Here is a 23,525-nt window from a genome sequence, read left to right as displayed (position 1 = left end):
GAGGACCTATGGTCACAATACTTAATCATTATGATGAAATGATTTCCCAGTATATGAGTGGTGTCCTTGCCTCACATCCTCATCTGGCGAAATTAAAAGGTCTACCTGTCATTTATAACAGACACCAAGACCCATCAATTATACCAATTCTATCTGGAGGCGGCTCAGGTCATGAGCCTGCACATACTGGCTTTGTCGGCAACGGCATGCTTACTGCTGCTATCTACGGTCAATTGTTCACTCCGCCTAAAGCTCAAGATATCTTGGAAGCTCTGCGATTCTTAAATAAAGGAAAAGGCGTTTTTGTTATCATCAAAAACTTTGAAGCTGATATTCGTGAATTTCATGCTGCTATCAAGTCTGCGCGAGAAGAAGGTATTCTGGTAAAATACATCGTTTCTCATGATGATATTTCCGTTGATCCAAAAATGAATTTCCGGATGCGTCATCGGGGTCTTGCCGGAACAATCCTCTTGCATAAAATACTTGGGCAAGCTGCTTTAAATGGAGCCAGTTTAGAAGAGATTGAGAACCTTGCTTTTGAATTGGCGACTGAAATTGCGACGATTGGCTTTGCTACAAAATCAGCATTCATGCCTAATGCAACACTTCCTCTTTTTGATTTAAAAGAGAATCAAATTTCCTATGGGATTGGCATTCACGGTGAAGAAGGTTATCGCAAGGTCGACTTTTCATCTTCTGAACAATTAGCTGTCGAAATTATCAACAAGTTACAAATCAAATTTCATTGGCAAGAAAATGAGCACTTTATACTTTTAGTCAATAATCTAGGTACTGCTACAGATTTAGAACAAGGTATTTTCTTAAATGATATCATTCAACTTTTAGATGTAGAAGGACTCCAGCTCCCCTTCATTAAGAGTGGCAAATATATGACCAGTCTTGATCTGACTGGAGTATCAGTGACTCTTTGCCGGATTAAAGACCAAAAATGGCTTGAGTACTTACAAGCACCTTGTAATGCATACGCTTGGTAAGGCTGAAAACCACTCCTAGCCATTCCTACTGACCCAAAAAAAGTTGGACATTATATTTTAAGTTGAGGATTTAGTTCTGTACTGCATAGGACGAAGTCCTTTTAATTTTACTTTGATCCATTTATTGTTGTAATAATTTATAAAGCTTGTTCTTTAATAATCCGACCCTCAACAGGTATACCTGTGATTTGAGCTACTTAATTAAGATGAGCATCCTAGGCTGTTTTATCTAAACCCAAAGTCTCGTCCTGAGCTGATATTGCTTGGCCTTCTTTCACCACCGTCAATATCTTGACTTGCTTACGTTTTATCTTTACAGATTTATCTACTGCTGCTTCATATGCATTTAACTACTGCGCTCTCTATCTCTCACAGAAGATATGTCTGCTCGCTTAATGGAGAATGTACTTCCTTAACCTCAAATGAAAATACCATTTCACCTGATTCAAATCCCCAGGAACAGCCTTGGTTATGTCATAAATGGGATAGAAATCAGACACAAAAGACCTAATATTAATAAAGTAACCTTAATTTTTATAAAACAAAAGTCCCCCTATTACTAAATTGCTAATAATTATCATAACTTTCCTTTTTTCTTCAATAGACTTTCTCCTATTTTTTATTTTAAATAATGTAAATTATTATATTTCTTTCATAAAACATAAAAAAGAAACCCATCAATAGGGTCTCTTTTTTATATTATTCTGATACTGGACGAGATTTGCGAGCAATATCAGCTAATATATTGTCAACAAATTCTTCGATGCTTTCAGTATGTGTTGCCTTACTTCCGTAGCGACGGACATTAACAGCTTTATCTTCCATCTCTTTATCCCCTACGATTAATTGGTAAGGAATTTTACTTGTTTGTGAAGCACGGATTTTGTATTGCATTTTTTCATTACGATCATCAACATCAGCACGAATTCCACGATCACGAAGAGTTTTAGCAACTTCCCAAGCATAGTCAATATGAGCTTCGTTGGAAATTGGAATAACAGTCACTTGATGAGGTGCTAACCATGTTGGGAAAGCTCCTTTATAAGTTTCAATTAGGATTGCAGTAAAGCGTTCCATAGTTGAAATAACACCACGGTGAATCATCACTGGTCGATGTTCTTCTCCATCAGCACCTATATACTTAAGATCAAAACGTTCAGGCAACAAGAAGTCTAACTGAATAGTAGATAAGGTTTCTTCATTCCCAAGGGCTGTTTTAACTTGTATATCAAGTTTAGGACCATAGAAGGCTGCTTCACCTTCTGCTTCAAAGTAGTCAACACCCATCTCATCAAGAGCTGCCTTTAACATAGCTTGAGCATTTTCCCACATCTCATCATTATCATAGTATTTATGAGTATCTTTAGGGTCACGGTATGACAAACGGAAACGGTAATCTGTTAAATTAAAATCTTCATAAACATCGATAATTAATTGAAGTGCACGTTGGAATTCTTCCTGGATTTGCTCTGGTGTGACGAATAGGTGTCCGTCATTAAGAGTCATCTCACGCACACGTTGAAGTCCTGATAGTGCACCTGACTTCTCGTAGCGGTGCATCATCCCAAGCTCAGCGATTCGAATTGGCAACTCACGGTAAGAATGTACATGGTTTTTATAAACCTGAATATGGTGAGGGCAGTTCATTGGACGAAGCACAAACTCTTCACCATCGCCCATGTCCATTGTTGGGAACATGTCTTCTTGGTAGTGCTCCCAGTGTCCAGAAGTTTTGTAAAGTTCAACTGAGGCCATTGGTGGTGTGTAAACGTGTTGGTAACCTGAAGCTAGTTCTTTGTCTGTGATATAACGTTCAAGGGTCCGACGGATAGTTGCACCATTTGGCAACCAGAATGGTAGACCTTGACCGACCTCTTGGCTAATCATGAATAAATCAAGCTCTTTACCAAGTTTTCTATGGTCACGTTCTTTGGCTTCTTCTAAACGAGTCAGGTAAGCTTTAAGGTCTTTTTTATCAAACCAAGCAGTCCCATAAACACGTTGCATCATAGCATTATCACTATTACCACGCCAGTAAGCACCCGCAACATTGAGAAGGTGGAAGACTTGAATACGTCCTGTGGATGGCACATGAGGGCCACGGCATAAGTCTACAAACTCTCCTTGACGGTAAATAGTGAGGCCTGCTGCGTCATCAGCGTGTTCACTGATCAATTCAACTTTATAAGGATCGTCTTTAAAGATATCTAGTGCTTCATCTTTTGATACTTCTTCACGAATACATGGGAAGTTTTCTTTGACAATTTTTTTCATTTCTTCTTCAATACGAGGGAGATCTTCATTAGAAATTTGACCAGCTTGGTTGTCAGTATCATAATAGAAACCTTCAGTGATCGCTGGACCTACACCTAAGTGAATTTCTGGGAAGAGACGTTTTGCAGCTTGCGCAAATAAATGAGCTGCCGAGTGTCGAAGAACACTAAAAGCATCTTCGTGATCAGGAGTTACAATTTCAATTGATCCATCCTCAGTAATAGGACGAACTGTATCAATTAATTGTCCATTAAATTTTCCTGCTAAAGCTTTCTTTGCTAATGAATTTGAAATTGATTGGGCAATCTCAAATGTTGTTACGCCAGTTTCAAATTCACGGACTGCACCATCTGGAAACGAAATCTTAATCATCATTTTCTCCTTATATTCTTTAATTTAATATTAGCTATCTTAATGACCACCCCTACTTTATATAAAAATAGAAAAAACCACATCCTAAAAAGGACGCGGTTGCGTGGTTCCACCTTCATTCATCCAAGACAAAAACTATCTTGAACCTCTGATTGGTTATAAGGGAACCACCCTTTTATGTTTGCATAAAATCATGGAAGGAGTATTAAATTAGAATATGTGCTCTTTTCACCACCCAGCACTCGCTTATTATAAACTCTAATATAACATGTCTTCAAAATTATTATATCAATTTTTTCAAATAATACAAGGTCTATATATGATTTTTATTGGTTTAGTTCATTAGTCCAAGAAATCTCGTATTGCATTTACTAATTTTAGTGGTGCCTTGACGACTTTTGCTGGAGTCAGAACTGGGTTCTTTACTCCTCGCTTGGGTAAAAAGGCAACTCCCGAAACCAATTTCAAGGGTTCACGTTTTTCACGATTCATATAAAGTGATAACTTTTTACTATCTTTTGATGATTTACCAATAATCGTGTCTAAATAGAAAGTATAAATAGATTGTCCAAAGTGTTCAGATGAAATCTCAAAGCGTTTCTCTGCTAGTAAGGTCTGATCAATATCTGGAGTTTCAATTATCGCATCTATAATAGCATCTGCCAGTTCATCTTCATGATAATATAAGGTTCCAAACATCTTATCAGAAATCAAATCATCCAAATAAGGATTGCCATGAGCAATAATTGGCTTGCCACTTGCTAAACTTTCAATATAGGTTAATCCCTGTGTCTCACTTGTTGAGGCACTAACAAAGAAATCACAAGCCTTATAGTAATGAGCTACTTTTTCATGTGGGACCATACCTGTAAAAATAATATAGTCAATTAAATCCAGCTCTTCAGATAATAATTGAAGGTCCTCCAAATATGGACCACTTCCAACAATAACTAATTTGACTTTTTTGTTTTCCTTGATAACATTTGGTAACTGTCTAATAATAGCTTGGATATTTTTCTCGTAAGAGATACGAGAGAGACTTAATAAAAATGTCTCATCTGAAGCAATTCCTAAATCCCTTTTTAACTGATTCACATCATCTTGGCTAATATCTTCACGGACATAATTTTCCAAATGTATCCCTGTAGGAATGACCCGTTTTGGGATTTTTACCTCGTAACCATCTAGCAAATTTAATACAATCGGACTGGGACAAACAACTCCATCTAAATCCTTCAAATACCCTTTTAAAATGGGTTTAATCATACTTGGTCGAATTAATTTACCATTTGCGATGTAGCCAACATAATCTTCATACTGCGTATGATATGTATGAACAACGGGAATTCTTAAAGCTTTGCCAACCATTTTACCTAATAATCCCAAACTAAATTCAGTTTGCGTATGGATAATATCTAGGTCATACTGCTTTGCTATTTTATAAGAAGAAATCAAACCACGGTAAACAACACGACGATCTGTAAAAGACACAAAAGGAACGCTAGGAAGCCGAATAACGGTCGGATCCTCAAAGCGTTTAACATTCTTATCTGTTGTTGTAAAGACATAAACTTCATGCCCTTGTTTTTCCAGCTCATCCTTTAAGGTTCGAATGCTGGTTGCTACACCTGATACTTGTGGGAAATAGGTGTCTGTAAATAGACCTACACGCATCTTACAACTCCATTACTTTTTGGTACGCCGCGACTAATTGAGCCGCAACTTTTTCGATGCTACGACTTTCAGCGACTTGATATCCTTTTTGAGTCTTATCAACTTGACCAGAAAAAATTCTTTCTAAGCCTTCAACAAATCCATCCACATCACTAGCCAGTTCAGCACACTCTTGATCAATCCAACCACTATAAACAGGGATATCACGTACTAAAATGTTTTGTTTACTAGCCAGTGCCTCAAGAACAACAATGCCTTCCGTTTCTTCACGACTTGGGAAGAAAAAGGCATCCGCTGCTGTCATTGCTCCTTCATACACATCACCTTTAATGTAGCCAGGAAAGAGAAGATTCTGAGGGTGGTTATGCTCAACTAACTGACGAACCTCTGCTGGTATAATCCACTTATTTGTTTCCCCAAACCAAATAAAGCGAACATCTGGCATTTTTTGGGCCACCCGAACAAAATCATCAATACCTTTGCGAAGAAAATATAATCCTGCCCCAATAACAACTTTTTGACCTTTTTCAATTTTGAAATAGTCCCTAAAAGCTGCTTCCTTATCAGGATTTGCTCCATAATGACGCAAATCAATCCCATTTGAAATAGGAAAAATCGGTTGTTTGATGCCATAACTTTCAATCAAGGATTTGGAATACTCAGTTGGTGTAATAATAGCATCTGCATTTTTATAAAATAAACATAAATATTTTTTAAATAGTGGTGAAATGGTATTCGAAAAAATGAAGGAATTTCTAAAATCTTCCTCGGTTGAATGACCATGCATGATCACCTTTTTGCCTAAACGTTTGGCTTTTTTCATTAATAGCCAACTGTTAATACCATAGGTATTAATATGAACTAGATCATAATTATCGTCTGGATTTGTAGTATAGTCTTGTCCGACTAATGACAAAGCACGAGCTTGGTGTTTAATAGCCCGGCCAATGCCAGACTTACTTAAGTATTTTTCTGCTTCTAGATATAGTAAGACTCTCATAACCTCTATTATAGCTTATTTTAGCTGATTTGACACTAATAAGAAAAAAATCAGCCAAAAGGCTGACTTATTTTATTTTATTTTGTCCTTAGGTACCCATGCTGAAACAGAGCCTGCTTGGGCATGAAAATCTGCCCATCCATTTTCATCAATGGTCATTTCTTCGGAACTATTACCCATATAATCAACAAAAGTTTGGCCGGCATAGAGTTGACCAACTTCCATATGTTTCCAACCTTTATCGCCATTACTTACGACTACTGCTAAAGCAGACTGATGCTCGTCATCACCGAGTCTTGTCCAACCAATACAATTAGCGTGGTCGAAATAGTCAACTTCTTGTCCATAAGCAAATTCTTTCCTTAAGAAGGCTAATTTATCAAGGTCATTTTTAAAGGAAGGTTGACCAAAGTCATCACCTTCAATACCATAGTAATCTCCATAAAAGACACATGGCAAACCATCTTGACGAAGCATAACTAAGGAATAAGCAATCGGTTTAAACCAGTCTTCAATATTACTTTGTAATGATTGCCCTTTTTGTGTATCATGATTTTCTACAAAAGTGATTGCATGCATGGGATGAGTTTGAACCAAAGAACCATCAAAAATCTGACGCATATCGAAATTATTTCCTGCTTGACATGCTTGGTAAAAATTCATATGCAAGGCAACATCAAAGAGATCAAATTTATAGTCAATTAATTCAAGATAATGTTCTGTCGCATCAAAATCATCTTTCCAATATTCACCAAAGATATAAAAATTCTCATCAATCTCTGCTTGAATAAAGGTAATGAATTCTTTCATGAAGGAAGCATCAATGTGTTTAATAGCATCCAATCTGAAACCTTTAACTTGCGATTCACTGATGTACCATTTTGTCCAGTCTTTAAGGTGTTGTCTAACCTCAGGGTGTTTAAAATCAATATCATTAAACATGAGGTAATCAAAATTCCCTTTTTCATTGTCAACCGTTTCTTGATCTGCCCAACCTTTATTGTCACCAGCTATTAAGTAAATACCTGTTTCATTATTTCTTGCATCATAATCTAAACCAGAAAAATGATACCAATGCCATTTGAAGTTGTTATACTTATTTTCACGACCTGGGAAATTAAATCCTGTCCAGCCTTCTATTTCATATGGTTCAGAAATTGGTTCTTGACGATTTTCAGGATTCATCTTCAAAACGTAAAATGTCTCTTTTTGATCGGCATTTGCCTTATGATTTAAGACTACATCGGCAATTGGCTGAATTCCGGCTTTATTTAATTCTGAGACTAAAGAAAGATACTCTTCTTTGCTACCATATTTAGTTGGAACTGTCCCATTTTGATCAAACTCACCTAAGTCAAAAAGGTCATATATACCATATCCAACATCATTTGTACCAGTTCCTTTGAAAGCTGGTGGTAACCATATCTTGCTGATTCCTAATTTTTGTAATTCAGGAATTGAAGCTTGTAGTTTTTGCCAATGCTTACTATCTGCTGGTAAATACCATTCAAAAGCTTGCATAATTAAATCATTTGTCATAGAGATCCTTTTCTAAAAAAATCTACCTTTGCAGGTAGATTTACTATTTTGTTGTACCACGACGTTTGATACCATGGTTTAGGAGAATTTCTTTTTCTTCCAAATCTTCTTTGTTCATGATTTTTGTCAACATACGCATGCTGACAGCTCCTAAATCATACACAGGTTGACTGATTGAAGAAAGATTTGGTCTTGTATAGTCAACAACTGGTGAATCGTTACTTGTAATAATTTCAAAGTCCTCAGGAACATTTTTCCCTGCTGCAAATAAACCATTAAGTAAGCCTGCTGCTAATTCATCTTCTCCAACATAAGCTGCTGTAGCACCTGAATTGATTACGCGTTGAGCTAATTCAAAACCTTCTTTATAAGAATAATTAGCTTCAAAAACTAATCCTTCTTTATAGTCCAACTTATTCTTTCTAAGTCCTTCTTTATAGCCTAGTAATCTCACTTTTCCATTGATATCATCGATTAGTGGTCCAGACACAAAAGCAATTTTTTTGTGATTTTCTACTAAAATATCAATTACATTGGAAACTGCCAATTTATAATCAATATTAACACTTGGTAACTGATGTTCCAAGTCAACTGTTCCAGCTAGAACGATTGGTGTACGTGAACGAGAAAATTCTGCACGAATTTTCTCTGTTAAATGGTGACCCATAAAGATAATACCATCTACTTGTTTTGCAAATAGAGTGTTAACAACACTTACCTCTTTATCATCATCTTCATCACTTGATGCAAGGACAATATTATACTTGTACATTGCAGCAATATCATCAATCCCTTTTGCTAAAATTGAAAAATAACTATTGGCAATATTTGGAATTACCACACCTACTGTAGTTGTTTTTTTACTTGCTAGTCCTCGGGCAACTGCATTAGGACGATAATCTAAACGGTCTATAACTTCCAACACTTTTTTGCGTGTATTTTCTTTAACGTTTTTATTTCCGTTGACAACACGACTTACTGTTGCCATAGAAACACCTGCTTCGCGAGCAACGTCATAAATCGTAATTGTATCATCTGTGTTCATTGTTTTATCTTCCTTTCTACTTGAAAATTACGCTTTCAAAACTAATTCTAGCATGTTTTGGAAACACTTTCAAGTAAAAATGATACAATTTGAAAACTTTTTCAATATTCAAAGGAAAGCTTGCAATTTTGCACTATTTTTGAAAAAATAGAGATAGAAAGAAGGTATACCATGACTAAATTAGATAAGATACGTCATTTTATCAAAGAATCAGAGGCTGAAGTTGCAGTCTTTTCAGACCCTGTTACAGTAAATTATCTTTCTGGCTTTGATTGTGACCCTCATGAAAGACAAATGTTCTTATTTGTTTTTCATGATAAAGAACCACTCCTATTTGTACCTGCATTAGAAGTTGCTCGAGCAAAGTCAATTGTTTCATTTACTGTTCAAGGTTATTTAGATGCAGAAAATCCTTGGGAAAAGATTAAAGTAGCCTTACCAATTAAAGATGCAAAACGTATTTATGCGGAATTTGATCATTTAAATGTAACAAAATTCCAAGGTTTACAGACTGTTTTCTCTGGTCAATTTGATAATTTGAGTCCAATTATCCAAAGAATGCGTTTAATTAAATCTAAAGATGAAATTGAAAAGATGCTAGTTGCTGGTGACTTTGCCGATAAGGCAGTCCAAGTTGGTTTTGAAAACATTTCATTAAATGTTACAGAAACTGATATTATTGCCCAAATTGAATTTGAAATGAAAAAGCAAGGTATCAATAAAATGAGTTTCGATACTATGGTTTTAACAGGTGATAACGCAGCTAATCCACATGGTATTCCAGGTACCAACAAAATTGAAAATAATGCTTTGCTTTTATTTGACCTGGGTGTTGAAACTTTAGGATATACCAGTGATATGACAAGAACAGTAGCTGTCGGAAAACCTGATCAATTCAAAGTCGATATCTACAATCTTTGTTTAGAGGCACAATTAACCGCACAAGAATTTATTAAGCCAGGTGTCACTGCTGCTCAAGTCGATGCTGCTGCACGTGATGTAATCGAAAGAGCAGGTTACGGTGAGTACTTTAATCATCGCCTTGGACATGGTTTAGGAATGGATGTCCATGAATTCCCATCAATCATGGAAGGTAATGACATGGTTGTTGAAGAAGGCATGTGCTTCTCAGTCGAACCTGGCATTTACATTCCAGGAAAAGTTGGTGTCCGCATTGAGGATTGTGGCTATGTCACAAAAGATGGCTTCCAACCATTTACTAAAACTCCAAAAGAACTCCTTTATTTTGAAGGATAAAAAGATTGGTTAGATGCTTTTATCTAACATAAAACCCAGTCCTAACGGACTGGGTTTTATTTCTTTTCAATGGAAGGTAATTTCCCATAACTAATTCGATGTAAATAGATGGCATAAGCAAGTAAAATTAGACACTGTGTAATAACAATAATAATTGCTAGTGTATCAATCTCGTTTCCTGTGATAATGCCAAAGTAATCATGAATAGCATGCCAGATAATTACCGTCAGTAGACTCTTTTCAATAACAACAATATAGGCTGCTACAAGTCCAAATAAGAAGGCAAAGACAATCTGAAAACAAACATAAATGATACTGCTCCCACCTGCTAAATTAGCCATGTGGAGTAGTCCAAATAAAAGACTGGAACCCATTATTCCAAAAGTAATACTTTTAGTTGATAGTAGCCGTAGGATAATTGCTCTAAAAAAGAGTTCCTCACTGATTCCAACAAAAATAGTAAAAGCTAATAGGACTAAAAAATAAGTTGCGGGATGGTCAAACTTGGGTATCGCAATTAATGTACAGATTTCAATTAAAATGATAGGTAAATAATATAATTTAATTTTCGGTGAGCTAGCAAAAAAATAATGCTTTTTTATCTTACGGTAGATTAAATAGCCTACAACTACTGCGATGAAAAAACAAAAAGCTTCTACCATATAAACTTTAGTTGGGTCAGTAATATGTTTGAGTTGAATTAGAACACCTGCAATTGTTGGAAATATTACCATCAATAGGGCGAAGCCAATACTCTTAAAAATTTGTTTCATGATTTATCCTCTTATTTCAGAACTGAAAGCAAGCCTTGAAAATTTTGTTGAAGTATTTCTTCAATTTCTGAATGATCAAGATCTACTTGGTTAGTATATGCAAATGTTGCAATTCCATGTGTCGTTAACCACATATTACGTAGTAATTTTAGAGCTACAGTTTCTGATAGATTTAAGGTATGAGCTAAATCTCTAACGAATGATTGACTCTCTTCATCCGTAAAAAATGCACTAAAACTTTCCTTTTTAAAATAGTCCATTAAAAACAAAGAATGAAAATAATTGGAATACTCATTGGCAAAAGAGATATATGCCAACCCTACAGTTAGAAAACTATCCTTTTCTTCTTTAACGAATTGTGAGGTATAGTCATCATAGAATCTTTCAATAGCAATTCCTAGTTCCAATATCAATGTTTCCAGATTTCCAAATGATGAGATAATTGGCTGAGTAGAGCAGCCAATATAGGTCGCAAATTTCCTGAAACTCAAATTTGACATCCCAAATTCATTTACATACGCCAACCCTTTTTCTAGAAGTAACTGCTTACTATATTTCTGTTTTGGTCCTCTCATCCTGCCTCCTTATAATATATAACAACTGTTATTTAATTATAGCCATTAAAAAAAGACTTGTCAAGCTAAACTAGAGCTTAAACAAGTCTTGGAGTCTAAGTTTCTTTAAAATTAAAACTATACCAAACCTGTAATAAATCTAAAAGTGCTAAATTCTCCTGAGGGAGACTTGCAACAACATTTTGTCGTCCATTATTAGGCCGATCTTGCAAAGCAATTTGCAACTCACCCTTATATTGACCAGCTAAATCATTACCAATTGTCACCATACCACGTTTAATATCGACGGTATTTTTAGGGGCAATAGCATGTGCTTTATAGGTCACCCTTGGTTGACTTGATCTAATCATATAATCCGATTTATCACCACGATAGAGGTGTTGATTGTTTAAGAGGATTTCCTTTTCAAGGTCAGTTAATTCTTCCACAAGTTGCACTGGTAGAATTGGCAGACTTGCTTTGAAGCTTTCAGCTACTGTTTTCAAATCCTCTTCCGTGAGGAGTGATGATGAGATCAAAATATCATCAATGTAACCAGTCATCTTCAATAAAGAAACTTGAGCAGCCAATGACATGTCTCTTTGAATTTCTGCAGAAACCATCCGATCAGAAAGTGGCCATGGACCAATTTTGCCGTCGGGACTATCAATAAAGGCTGCAGTTTCTAGATTGTAGTTTTTGTATTGCTTTGCGGTTTCTACAAAATAATCAAAGGATAGACCTGTATATGCTTGAGGATAAAAGTTATGCGAGCCAATTAAGAGTTGACGGTTGGGTCCGAAGTCATTAACCATTTCGATGTAATGTTGACCTCTTGAAATGTTCAATTCAATTTTAATGCCAAATGGATTATGTGTTAGCATAGCTTCTTCATAACCAGTAAATCCTTCGTCAAGACGGAGCGCATCTATCCCCATTTCATTAAAGACTTCTAATTGGTTGTAGGCAATATCAAGAGCTTTAAAGAGTCTTGGATTTACATCCAATGAAGTTTTAAGCCCATTTTCATTTCCATAATGGATGATTTCTTTAAAGGTTTCAACTGTTTCTTGGGCATTATCTGCTACTTCAAGCATTGACGTAAATAAACGTGTGTAACCATATTTGCGCGCCAAGTCAATATAACCCTTCATATCAGCCATACTTGATTTGGACGGGTAAACAGAAATTCCTAATTGTCCCATAATATACTCCTTGGTTATTAAAAAATAAAATACCTCAAGTCACTAAGTGAGCTGAGGTATTTTAGTGAATTATGCTACTGTAGCAGCTTCTGCAGCTACTGCTTGTTCTTCAGCAACAAGCTTATTGTCATAATATTTGATGAATGGTAACCAGATTAAGAAAGCAACAGCAATACATACTATAGAAAGAATAGCAGCTTTAATGTCACCACCAGAACCGATGAAGGCACCGAATCCACCAGGTGTTGGCCATGGAGTTTGAACGATTGCTTCTTTAACAATGTTTAAGTTAACAACAACATAAGCTAGAACCGCTGTAACTACTGGAGCACAGATAAATGGAATAGCTAAGATTGGGTTATAAACGATTGGAAGACCAAAGATAAGTGGTTCATTAATGTTGAAGATAGATGAACCGATAGCCGCACGACCAAGCATTTTCAATTGTTCAGATTTAGCAAGTAGTGCCATGAAGATACACACACCAAGAGTTGCCCCTGAACCACCAATTGTAACATAGGCATTAGTGAACTCACCAGCAAAGGCAAAGTGTGCACCATTTACGTTTTCAGCCATGTTAGCAAGAAGAATTGGGTTAACAAGGCCCATAACGATGTTTGCACCGTGGATACCAACTAACCACAATGCGTGAACTAGGAAGTAGATTACGATGATACCACCAATTGAATTGGTAATATTTTTAACGAAACCAAATGGGATAGCGATAACTTTATAGATATCTGTACCCATCATGATGAAAGCACCATTGATGAAGATAACTGTAATTGCAACTACAAATGCAGGAATCAAGGCTGTAAATGAACGAGCAACACCTTCTGGAACAGCTTCTGGCATTTTAACAACCCAGTTTTTAACAACACAGAGACGGTATAATTGAACAGCAAGGATTGCCATCAAGATACCAGTAAATAGACCTGATGTTGACAAACGAGCTAAGCTGTCGCCTCCTACAGTCCAACCATTGATAGTTGTTTCTGTTGCAACTAAAGTCATATTTCCTTTTGTGAAAGTTAATTCAGGAATAGTCATGAAGAAAGCAAATACAGAAAGAATACCACCATTAAGTGGGTTTAAGTTAACCCCATCTTCTTCAGCATAAATCTTAGTATATTCATAACCAATAACTAATGCGAAGTAAAGGGTTAAAATCCCCATTGAACATTTATAAGCTAGTAATGTTAAAGCTGCAAATTTATCAAATGAGCCTGCCCAAATACCTGCTAAAAACGGAAAGGCTTGTGGGAGTACTCCCAAAACCAAGAATGCTGAACCGACGATAGTAAGTGGGATACTTGCCATCCCAGCAGCTACAATCGCACGTACAGGACGCCAAGTTGATACTTTCCCCATTGGCCCCATGAGGTACTTCTCTAAAATTTCAAACATTAATCTTACCTCCTAATTTATTTACATTAATAATGTTTGCTAAGGTTAAGTGATGCCAAATAACGATTTATTCGAACGAATTGTCTATCTTTATTGGTATCGATACGGCTAATTTTGACTAACATCCAGAAGGAAATAAGTATACCAAGAACTAGAATACCAAGAATGAATAATCTTGTTGAAAGATTTTCATTGAAGAATGGATATAATAGTTGTGATTGGCCAACTAAGGTTAGTAGTGCCAAACAACTATTAGCCGCAATAGTTGCTTTAAACAATAATTTTGATTTCTTTGCTTCTTTTTGCTCAGTGGTATACATTCTAAATTGCTCCCACATGCCAAGACCAGCAAAAATTCCCAAACCAATTGGTAACAACATTGCCGAAGTGGCATTTGATAAATAGAGCGTTACACCCCAATAGAGGTTTACGAAGAAAAAGAATGTCACTACATATCTCACCATGAAATAACGAGTATAATACATGGTTTTTATAGCATTTGTTTTACGTAGAGACTCTACTCTTTCCATTTCTTTTTTTGTCATTTGCCTTACTCCTTCATTGCATTATTTAATGCGTTTGTACAATTCTAACATCTCAATAGCAACTTCACGAAGCGTCATTGTTGTCATCAAATGGTCTTGTGCATGAACCATAATGATTTCAATTGTGATTTCAGTACCACCTGCGTATTCTTGTAAGAGGTGAGTCTGAGCTTTGTGAGCTAATAGTAATTCTTCATTAGCAGCTTCTAGTAATTCTGAGGCTTTATCATAATCACCTTCACGCATAGCTGCAAAAGCTTCATGAACTGTAGTTCTAGAATTTCCACTATTTAAAATAATTTCAAATGCAGCCATTTGCACTTCTTCGTTTGTCATTTTTTTCTCCTATTTTAATGTTAATAATATTTTCTTAAAGCAGTCGAAATCATGACATTCAAGCAATTCTTGTTTAGTTTGTGGATTTTCCGTTAAATTAACAATTAATTTAGTCATTTCTGCTAAACCATCGTTTTTATAAATCGAAGGTGAAACTAAGAAAACAAATTTGATTTTTTCAAATCCTTCCTCCCAGTAAATTCCTTCCGGAATCACCGCAATTCCAATTTTTGCTTCTCTGTCTAATGATTTCAAGGGATGTGGAACAGCTATGTCTTGATCGAAAATAACCGTACTCATCGATTCACGATTTGCAATTAATTCTCTCATCGAGATTTGATAATTCTCGATATCTTTACTATCCATTGCTCCTACTAATTTTTCAAGTACTGTTTTTTTGTCACAGTCATGCAAAATCATAAAAGCATCTTCAGAAAAATGATGATCAAAAATTTCGTTTATTTCTAATTGATTACTTTCAGCTCCACGACCATGCTGTTTGCTTTCTATACTGATAAAGTGTTTTTTTAATTCCTTCACTTCTTCATCTTTAAGAAAGACACTAACTGTAAAGACTGGGATAGAGAACACCAGATTAGTTAAGTCAATTGTTGAAATTATGACATCAATACCTTCTAAATTCTCATCAGTAATATCATAATAGCCAACTAAATTAGCAATGTTCAATTGTCTACCAAGTTCATTTTCCAAACGCATTCTAAGCATCTGAGCACTTCCATATCCGGTAGCACAAATAACTAGAGCATTTAGTTTATTATTTTGATGAAACCGTTCAATTCCCGCTAGTATATGGAGAGAAACGTAAGCAATTTCATCATCTGATAAGGAAAAATCTTTAAAATATCTTAGATGACTCATTAAACTTCTTGAGACAAGAAAGGCTTCTTTATATTGTTTTTGGATATCTTCTAATAAAGGATTATCCAGACGAACCCCGTTTCTCACACGTTCTAATAAGACTTCTAAGTGTTTCAATAAACCTTCTAGGAAGGTGAAATCTTGAGTAAATTGATAACCATAGTGCAAATCAATATCATTTGCTGCGTCTATCAAATCTTGTCTTAAACTAATTATTTCTAAATCATCTGAATGTGATGAATTAATACTTTCTGAAATTAAATGAAGAGCAATGTAATTTATTTCTTCATCTGGAAAATCAGTTCCAGTCACTCGATTTATTCGATTAATAATATTTGTAGCAACACCAATTTCCTTTTTGAATTTTTCATTGTCAATAATTAATTCAGAAATTTGGAATCCATCTTTTACTCTGGAAATGGCTAAAGCAATATGAACTATCAGATTCTGAATTACAAAATCAGACAATTTTAGATATTGGCTCCGGCATTCGTCAAGTACAATAATGGTTAATTCTTCAAAACTAATTGGTAGTTTAAAGAAGTCATCACCAATATACTGATGAATATTCTTTAAGAAATGCCCACTGTAAAAATAGTCCATAATAAAGTGGCGCTTATTATGCTCAGCGCCACTAACATAGACACCTTTATTTGCTCGACTTTCAATTGTTAATTGATAACGAGCGAATTCATTTCTTATTTTTTTAAAATCTGATGATAAAGTCGATCGACTAACGTATAACTGATCCATTAAATCTTCAAAGAAAACATCCTCTTGTTCGAAAATTAATTTATTGATGATGAAATTATGACGATCGTTGATATCAATGTTATCCGTACCAACTTGAATATTATTATCAGAAACTAAATTTAGATAAGCTGATTCTTCAGTCAGGTCTAACTTATAACCGTATCCTTGTTTAGAGATAATATTAATATTTTCTTCCTCAGTAACAAAAGACAATAAAGATTTGATATATGTTCTTACAGTTCGATCTGAGCATTTCAAGTGTTCAGCTAGCACTTTACTGGTAACATACTCTCCTCGATTTTGGTATAAGTATTGTAAGATAAGCTTTTCCTTTTGACCTAACATCTGTTATCTCCTTTAGAAAATGTACTATCTCTAGTATACTAAAATTTCAGAATATTAGAAATTAGATATTTTCCTTTACAAGAGTTGCCATTTTTTCAATTCCCATTGGAATTGGAATGTAAGCTTGTGGTGGAATTTGAACAACTGGTTTGTTAACTTTAGCACCAGCATCAGCAAATTGTTTGAAGTGCATTTTTGTTTGTGGACTTACTAGGTATAAGTCATAAGCAGATGATGAAATTAATTTCCCACCTTCAGGAACACCAACAGCATTCATTTCCACTTCAACTCCTTGTTCAGCAAGTAGAGTTTGAGTTTTTTTAGCAATTAGTGATGATGACATGCCTCCGGCACAGATAATTAACGCTTTAGTCATTTGACTGCCTCCTGTAAAGTTTTGTTATTTTGTATCTTAATTATATGTGTATACGCTTTCAATGACCATAGCTACAATTTCCGTATCACTACGGAAAAGAATAAGGCAAAAAAAAAATTTTCCAAAAAGAAAACAATAATCAGAGATTATTGTTAGATTGCGCCTATTGAGCCTGATAATTGGATAGATGAAACGATAACTTGAGATAAGGTCAAATGATACTCTAACATAAGAAACTCTTTTAATTTGATATCACTTAATTGAGATTGTACTGAATAAATCCCTTTATCTTTATCATCACTAATAATTTTTACTTTTTCCAAAATCTTATGATTTTTTCCTAAGTCAATTGGAGTTGAGACCTCTTCAAAACGGATTAAATAATTATACCCAATTCGTCTACTAAATAGGATTTGGTTTTTTACAATAATGATAACTAACAGAATAAATAATATAAAAGAAGTAATAATCAATGATACTTCTAACATAAGAATCTCCTTATTCAGATTATTTCCAAGAAAATTATACCTTCTTTTGAAAGCGTTGTCAAAATTTTAACAAAAAATTCCATCTGAGACTGCAAATCAGATAGAATTTCATAAACTTTTAAAGTTGTTTGATGATTGAAATTATTAACAAAAGAAGCTCAATCTCATTAATTTAAAAATAATTTAACTTCCTTGCCTGTAAATTAAAAGTTACAAACTTTCGCCGTTACTTGCAATCACTTTTTTATACCAATTAAATGATAATTTAGGTGAGCGATTATTAGTACCGTTTCCTTGATCATCTTTATCTACATAGATAAATCCATAACGTTTACGCATTTCACCAGTGCTAGCTGAAACCAGGTCAATACAGCCCCAAGGTGTGTACCCCATTAAATCAACGCCATCTTCATCAACAGCTTTAATCATTTCTTTAATATGGGCACCTAAGTAATCAATCCGATAGTCATCATGAACCATGCCATCAGGTTCCAATTGATCTATTGCGCCAAAGCCATTCTCAACAATAAATAAAGGAAGGTGATACATGTCTGTAAACCAGTTTAATGAATAGCGGAGCCCTTCTGGGTCAATTTGCCAACCCCAGTCCGAAGCTTTTACATAATCATTTTTAACTAAATCTTCTGTTTCCATATAGTCATAATGTGGATTATTTGGACGATGAGAGTCAATAGCAAATGACATGTAGTAAGAGAATCCAATATAGTCAACAGTTCCTGCCATAAGATCCTTTTTGTCTTCTTCAGTGAAGTCAACCGAAATCCCTTTACGTTCCCAATAATTCAAAATGTGATTTGGGTAATAGCCATGGACATGGACATCAGTAAAGTAATAGCGTTTTTGCATCGCTTTCTGAGCCATTAAGATATCGGCTGGTTTACAAGTCGCTGGATAGATTGGACACATGGCAATCATACAACCAATTTCAAAATCAGGATTGATTTCGTGACCGATTTTTGTCGCACGCGCCGCAGCTACAAGCTCATAATGAGCTGCCTGATACATAATTGCTTCACGGTCATCTCCTTCTTTGTACACAATTCCTGAGTTAGTAAATGGTGCAAAATCCTCCATGTAGTTGGCTTGATTATTGATTTCATTAAAAGTCATCCAATATTTAACTTTGTCTTTGTAACGAGTAAATACTGTTTCTGCAAAACGAACAAAGAAGTCAATCACTTTACGGTTAGTGAAGCCACCATACTCAGTAACTAAATGATAAGGTAATTCAAAATGGGAAAGTGTAATAACAGGTTCAATGCCATATTTTAAACATTCGTCAAATAAATCATCATAAAATTGAAGTCCTTCTTCATTTGGCTCCAATTCATCTCCATTTGGGAAAATACGAGTCCAAGCAATTGAAGTACGGAAACATTTAAAGCCCATTTCAGCAAAAAGTTTAACATCCTCTTTATAGCGATGATAAAAATCAATAGCATCATGGTTTGGATAATACTTGCCATCTAAAACTCCGGCAGTAATTTCACGAGGAACACCATGGCGGCCAGAAGTCATCACATCCGCTACACTAGGTCCTTTACCACCTTCTTGCCACCCTCCTTCGAGTTGGTGAGCAGCAACTGCCCCACCCCATAAAAAGCTATCTGGTAATTTCGACATGTTCTAATCCTCCTATTATTTCATACTATCATTGTAGCAAACGGTTACATGATTTAATATTTGAAAAATTTCCTTATAGAAAAGGAAAGTAGCAAACAATCATGAATTTTTGTCATCAGAAAAGCTTTATGCTATCATAACACTATACAAAAAGGAGGAAAATCATGGATACAATGCGTGAAAAAGTAAAAGAAAGTTTTTATTTTAGAACAGCTGTTCGCGTGTACAACGATAATAAAATTCCCGATGAGGATCTTAATATTATTTTGGATGCGGCATGGCGGAGCCCATCATCAGTGGGCCTAGAAGGCTGGCGTTTTGTCGTCTTGGAAAACGAAGACGTCAAAGCAGAGCTAAAAGAATTTGCCTGGGGGGCTCAATATCAACTAGAAACAGCTAGTCATTTTATTCTGTTAATTGCTGAAAAAAATGCCCGCTATGATGGTCCATCAATGCGGGAAAGCCTTGTCCGTCGTGGTATTAAAGATGGTGAAGGCATGATCAGTCGCCTAAAAACCTATGAAGATTTCCAAAAACGGGATATGGATATGGCTGATAACCCACGCGCACTTTTTGACTGGACGGCAAAACAAACTTATATTGCTCTTGGCAATATGATGATGTCAGCAGCCTTATTAGGTATCGACTCATGCCCAATTGAAGGATTTGAATATGCAAAAGTTGATGAAATTTTGGCAAAACACAATATCATCGATCCAGAAAAAGAAGGCATTGCTAGTATGATGTCCTTAGGTTACCGACTAAGAGACCCAAGACATCCGCAAAACCGTAAAAATAGAGATGAAGTCATTTCATTTTATAAATAGGAGACTGATATGAAAGCATTACATACTTGTATTCGCGTTAAAGATTTAGATAAATCTATTGATTTCTACACCACAGCTTTTCCTTTCAAAGAAACACGCCGTCGTGATTTCCCAGAAAATAAGTTTACCTTAGTCTATTTAGCCCTTGAAGGTGAAGACTATGAACTTGAATTAACCTATAATTATGACCATGCAGCCTATAATTTAGGTGATGGCTATGGCCATATTGCTGTAGGCACAGAAGACTTTGACAATGATTATGACAAACATAAAAAAGCTGGCTTCCCAGTGACTGATATCAAAGGCTTGTCAAAAACATCAGCACGCTACTACTTCATTCAAGACCCAGATGGGTATAAAATTGAAGTCATTGATTTGAAGAAATAAAAAGAAAGAAGCTGGGACAGATTTCCCTAGCTTCTTTCTTTTTAACGTGAATTCACGCTTTTCATAACACGTTTGATATCACGATCTTGTTCACGACGTTTCAATGATTCACGTTTATCAAAATCATGTTTCCCTTTTGCCAGACCAATCAAGACCTTAGCAAAGCCATCTTTCAAATAAATCTTTAAGGGAATCAAGGTCATCCCAGTTCCTTTAAGTTCATTTGCTAGATGCTGAATTTCTCGTTTTTTCATCAAGAGCTTACGTGTACGCTCTGGATCAGAATTCCATATATTTCCTTGTTCAAATGGTGCAATATGGACATTCACTAGCCAAACTTCATTATTTTTTATCTGTGCAAAACCATCTTTTAATTGGATACGAGCTGCGCGGACACTTTTAATTTCTGTACCAGTTAAAACAATCCCAGCTTCAATGGTTTCGACGATATGATAGTCATGCCTAGCCTTTTTATTTTGTGCAAGTAGATTACCTTCGCCTTTAGCCATTAACGACTCCTTTTCTTACTATTCTTTTTGGCAGCGTCTTTATAGAAAGGTTTTCTTCCCTTTTTCTTCGGTGCTTCCTCTTTGTTTTGATCATTTGATTTGTTTTTTGGGAATCGGTCGCCCTTCTTAGAATCGTTATTTCTGCGACGATTATTTTGTCTGTCAGGTTTTTCGACTTTTTCTTTCACATCAAATTCACTTGGAAGATATTCAAAGTCAATATCTCCAGTTTCTTTATTTGCTTTGACCAATTTAACATGAATTGGCTGACCGACTTTAAAGACTGTTCCTGACTTCTCACCTTGTAAGGTCATATTACGTTCATTGTAATTATAGAATTCTGGAAGACTGGTAACATGGATTAAACCTTCAATGGTATTTGGTAATTCAATGAACATTCCAAATTTAACTACGCTGGCAACAATGGCATCAAATTCTTCACCAACGTGTTCTTCCATGTATTCAGCTTTCTTCATAGCTTCTACTAAACGTTCAGCGTCAATGGCACGACGTTCTAAGCGTGAAGATGATGCAGCTAATTCTGGGATAACCTGTGCAAAATGTTCCTTCTTCTCTTCGGTCACATGACTATAATCACGAATCATCCGGTGAACAAGCAAGTCAGGGTAACGTCTGATTGGACTAGTGAAATGTGTGTAATACTCAGCAGCCAGTCCATAGTGACCATGATTAGTTTCTGAATAGCGAGCTTGTTGCATGGAACGTAGTAACATCATGTTCAGTACTTCTGCCCCTGGCTGGCCTTCAACTTTGGCCATAAAATCTTGTAGAGCTTCTTGTGAGATTTTATTTGCCGTACCTTTAATTTGAACACCAAAAATACTTGCATAGTCCAAGAATTTTTGTAACTTCTCTGATTTTGGTTCTTCATGGACACGGTATATAAATGGCAGCTTAGCTTTTGAAAAATGCTCGGCTACACACTCATTGGCTGCTAACATGAAAGATTCAATCATCCGCTCTGCGATTCCGCGACTGCGGACCACAATATCAACCGGCATACCTTTATCATTGACAATAATACGGGCCTCAGAGGTGTCAAAGTTAAGGGCTCCGCGTTTGACACGCATGGTTTCAAGGATTTTATGAAGGACTGCCATATCTTGGACTGCCTCAACAATAGGTGCAAATTCATCAAGGGCCTCTTCATCGCCAGCAATCATATCATTTACACGGCTATAAGTCATTCTGAAAGTAGTATTAATGACAGATTGACAGATTTGATAATCAACAACTTTACCTTGCATATCGATTTCCATAATGGCTGACTGTGTCAGACGGTCCACGTTTGGATTCAATGAACAAATGCCATTAGAAAGACGTTCTGGTAACATTGGAACAACGCGGTCAGTTACATAAACAGATGTTCCACGTTCAGCAGCTTCACGATTTAAGGCAGAACCTTCAGTTACATAGTATGACACGTCAGCAATGTGGACACCTAGTTCGAAGTTCCCATTTTCAAGCTTTTTGATATGAATGGCATCATCTAAGTCCTTGGCATCAGCGCCATCAATGGTAATGGTAATTTCTTTGCGTAAATCAACACGTCCCATTAAATCCTTATCACTTGGTGCATCTGGTATAGCATTTGCTTCAGCTAAGACATCATCTGGAAACTCTGAAACAATATCCATTGATTCCAAAACTTCTAAAACATCAATCCCAACATCCCCTTGATGACCAACAATATCACGGACATTTCCCACAAAATAATCATGTCCTCTTGTTGGGTATTTTTCAATCTCAACTTTAATAATTTCTGATCCGTCCAAAACAACTGGCTCTTTTTTGATATAAATTGGTTGTTGAATTTTTTGATTTTTGGATTTAATATAACCAGCATATTTTGGCTTATCATCATCTAAAACAAATTTACCTACAACAGTTGTTAGGGCATGTTCAACCACTTTGACAACTTTTGCTTCAGCAGCTGTCCCTTTTATACGATCTGCAGGTTTTTTGATAGTTACTGCAACCTTGTCACCATCAATAGCATAACCAACATCATTACGTCCAATGAACATATCATCTTCATTTTCATCAACAAATAGGAAACCAAAGCCTGCCTTATTAGCTCTAAAGACTCCTTCAACAGTAATGATTTCTTTTTCTTCTCTCGGTTTACGAAGCGAAATCGTCCCATCATTTGAGAAACGTAAAAGTCGCTTACTTTCCATTTTTGAGATTTCTTTGATTAAGTTTGGAAACTTTTGTGCTCCGACCATATCCAAAGCAGCAGCAATATCATTGATATTGGATTTCCCATGTTCTTTTAGATAGTTTAATATTAATTCTTTCATGTTACCTAATTTCT

At 35.7% G+C, this 23,525-nt stretch carries 21 protein-coding genes and 1 pseudogene; 4 read left to right on the top strand and 18 right to left on the bottom strand.

The features are described 5' to 3' along the window. Positions 1-8 precede the first annotated feature (8 nt). Positions 9-998, top strand: a complete 990-nt coding sequence (dhaQ, locus tag SPB_RS00395; protein ID WP_003105411.1) for a DhaKLM operon coactivator DhaQ — start codon at positions 9-11, stop codon at positions 996-998. 57 nt (positions 999-1,055) lie between these two features. On the opposite strand, the pseudogene SPB_RS11620 reads toward dhaQ, so the two are convergent. The 6 genes and pseudogenes from SPB_RS11620 to ccpA all read right to left on the bottom strand — a co-directional run. After that, positions 1,056-1,142: pseudogene (locus tag SPB_RS11620) on the bottom strand (IS3 family transposase); the annotation flags it as partial. 555 nt (positions 1,143-1,697) lie between these two features. Then, positions 1,698-3,644, bottom strand: coding sequence for a threonine--tRNA ligase (thrS, locus tag SPB_RS00390; protein WP_003102812.1), 1,947 nt, complete (start codon positions 3,642-3,644; stop codon positions 1,698-1,700). Between the two features lie 342 nt (positions 3,645-3,986). Next, positions 3,987-5,318, bottom strand: coding sequence for a glycosyltransferase family 4 protein (locus SPB_RS00385; protein ID WP_003103699.1), 1,332 nt, complete (start codon positions 5,316-5,318; stop codon positions 3,987-3,989). Between the two features lies 1 nt (position 5,319). After that, positions 5,320-6,318: an LTA glycolipid anchor biosynthesis glycosyltransferase, IagA/BgsA family gene (locus SPB_RS00380; RefSeq protein ID WP_003104452.1), complete on the bottom strand. Its 999-nt coding sequence runs from the start codon at positions 6,316-6,318 to the stop codon at positions 5,320-5,322. A 72-nt stretch (positions 6,319-6,390) separates the two neighbouring features. Beyond that, a complete protein-coding gene (locus SPB_RS00375; protein WP_003105718.1) occupies positions 6,391-7,857 on the bottom strand; it encodes an alpha-amylase in 1,467 nt (488 codons plus the stop codon). Positions 7,858-7,900: 43 nt separating this feature from the next. After that, on the bottom strand, positions 7,901-8,902 hold the full coding sequence (gene ccpA, locus SPB_RS00370; RefSeq protein WP_003102466.1) for a catabolite control protein A: 1,002 nt from the start codon (positions 8,900-8,902) through the stop codon (positions 7,901-7,903). Positions 8,903-9,073: 171 nt separating this feature from the next. Between ccpA and SPB_RS00365 the strand changes: the two genes are divergently transcribed. After that, positions 9,074-10,159 (top strand): M24 family metallopeptidase, encoded by a 1,086-nt coding sequence (locus SPB_RS00365; protein ID WP_003103188.1) that lies wholly within the window; start codon positions 9,074-9,076, stop codon positions 10,157-10,159. A gap of 56 nt (positions 10,160-10,215) precedes the next feature. Here SPB_RS00365 and SPB_RS00360 read toward each other — a convergent pair whose 3' ends face one another. The 10 genes from SPB_RS00360 to SPB_RS00315 all read right to left on the bottom strand — a co-directional run bounded on the left by SPB_RS00360 (position 10,216) and on the right by SPB_RS00315 (position 19,464). Further along, positions 10,216-10,932 (bottom strand): CPBP family intramembrane glutamic endopeptidase, encoded by a 717-nt coding sequence (locus SPB_RS00360; RefSeq protein ID WP_003104285.1) that lies wholly within the window; start codon positions 10,930-10,932, stop codon positions 10,216-10,218. 11 nt (positions 10,933-10,943) lie between these two features. Then, positions 10,944-11,507: a TetR/AcrR family transcriptional regulator gene (locus SPB_RS00355; RefSeq protein WP_003104899.1), complete on the bottom strand. Its 564-nt coding sequence runs from the start codon at positions 11,505-11,507 to the stop codon at positions 10,944-10,946. A 95-nt stretch (positions 11,508-11,602) separates the two neighbouring features. Further along, positions 11,603-12,691: a DUF871 domain-containing protein gene (locus tag SPB_RS00350; protein WP_003103913.1), complete on the bottom strand. Its 1,089-nt coding sequence runs from the start codon at positions 12,689-12,691 to the stop codon at positions 11,603-11,605. Between the two features lie 69 nt (positions 12,692-12,760). Continuing rightward, a complete protein-coding gene (celB, locus tag SPB_RS00345; RefSeq protein WP_003105300.1) occupies positions 12,761-14,098 on the bottom strand; it encodes a PTS cellobiose transporter subunit IIC in 1,338 nt (445 codons plus the stop codon). Positions 14,099-14,124: 26 nt separating this feature from the next. Then, positions 14,125-14,643 carry a hypothetical protein gene (locus tag SPB_RS00340; protein ID WP_003105572.1) on the bottom strand — a complete coding sequence of 173 codons (519 nt, stop codon included), beginning with the start codon at positions 14,641-14,643 and terminating at the stop codon, positions 14,125-14,127. Between the two features lie 21 nt (positions 14,644-14,664). Next, a complete protein-coding gene (locus SPB_RS00335; RefSeq protein ID WP_003102976.1) occupies positions 14,665-14,979 on the bottom strand; it encodes a PTS cellobiose transporter subunit IIA in 315 nt (104 codons plus the stop codon). Between the two features lie 9 nt (positions 14,980-14,988). Then, positions 14,989-16,956: a BglG family transcription antiterminator gene (locus tag SPB_RS00330; protein WP_003102903.1), complete on the bottom strand. Its 1,968-nt coding sequence runs from the start codon at positions 16,954-16,956 to the stop codon at positions 14,989-14,991. A 61-nt stretch (positions 16,957-17,017) separates the two neighbouring features. After that, the gene (locus tag SPB_RS00325) at positions 17,018-17,332 is read right to left on the bottom strand and encodes a PTS cellobiose transporter subunit IIB (RefSeq protein WP_003106050.1); all 315 of its coding nucleotides are present in this window, start codon (positions 17,330-17,332) and stop codon (positions 17,018-17,020) included. A gap of 152 nt (positions 17,333-17,484) precedes the next feature. Beyond that, positions 17,485-17,820, bottom strand: coding sequence for a hypothetical protein (locus SPB_RS00320; protein ID WP_003106099.1), 336 nt, complete (start codon positions 17,818-17,820; stop codon positions 17,485-17,487). 210 nt (positions 17,821-18,030) lie between these two features. Next, positions 18,031-19,464, bottom strand: a complete 1,434-nt coding sequence (locus SPB_RS00315) for a 6-phospho-beta-glucosidase (RefSeq protein WP_003104554.1) — start codon at positions 19,462-19,464, stop codon at positions 18,031-18,033. A gap of 164 nt (positions 19,465-19,628) precedes the next feature. Here SPB_RS00315 and SPB_RS00310 point away from each other — a divergent pair, with 164 nt between their 5' ends. Further along, complete coding sequence (locus SPB_RS00310; RefSeq protein WP_003103503.1) at positions 19,629-20,291, top strand: NAD(P)H-dependent oxidoreductase; 663 nt, start codon at positions 19,629-19,631, stop codon at positions 20,289-20,291. A gap of 9 nt (positions 20,292-20,300) precedes the next feature. Beyond that, complete coding sequence (gene gloA / locus SPB_RS00305; RefSeq protein ID WP_003102359.1) at positions 20,301-20,678, top strand: lactoylglutathione lyase; 378 nt, start codon at positions 20,301-20,303, stop codon at positions 20,676-20,678. Between the two features lie 41 nt (positions 20,679-20,719). Here the strand turns inward: gloA and smpB are convergent, their stop codons facing one another. Further along, positions 20,720-21,187: an SsrA-binding protein SmpB gene (smpB, locus tag SPB_RS00300; protein ID WP_003104652.1), complete on the bottom strand. Its 468-nt coding sequence runs from the start codon at positions 21,185-21,187 to the stop codon at positions 20,720-20,722. Next, the gene (gene rnr, locus SPB_RS00295; RefSeq protein WP_003103256.1) at positions 21,187-23,511 is read right to left on the bottom strand and encodes a ribonuclease R; all 2,325 of its coding nucleotides are present in this window, start codon (positions 23,509-23,511) and stop codon (positions 21,187-21,189) included. Before rnr ends, smpB begins: the two co-directional genes overlap by 1 nt. Positions 23,512-23,525: the final 14 nt, after the last annotated feature.

This window comes from Streptococcus parauberis NCFD 2020 (assembly GCF_000187935.1).
Classification (GTDB): Bacteria; Bacillota; Bacilli; order Lactobacillales; family Streptococcaceae; genus Streptococcus; species Streptococcus parauberis.
This window is presented reverse-complemented; position numbering and strand designations above follow the sequence as displayed.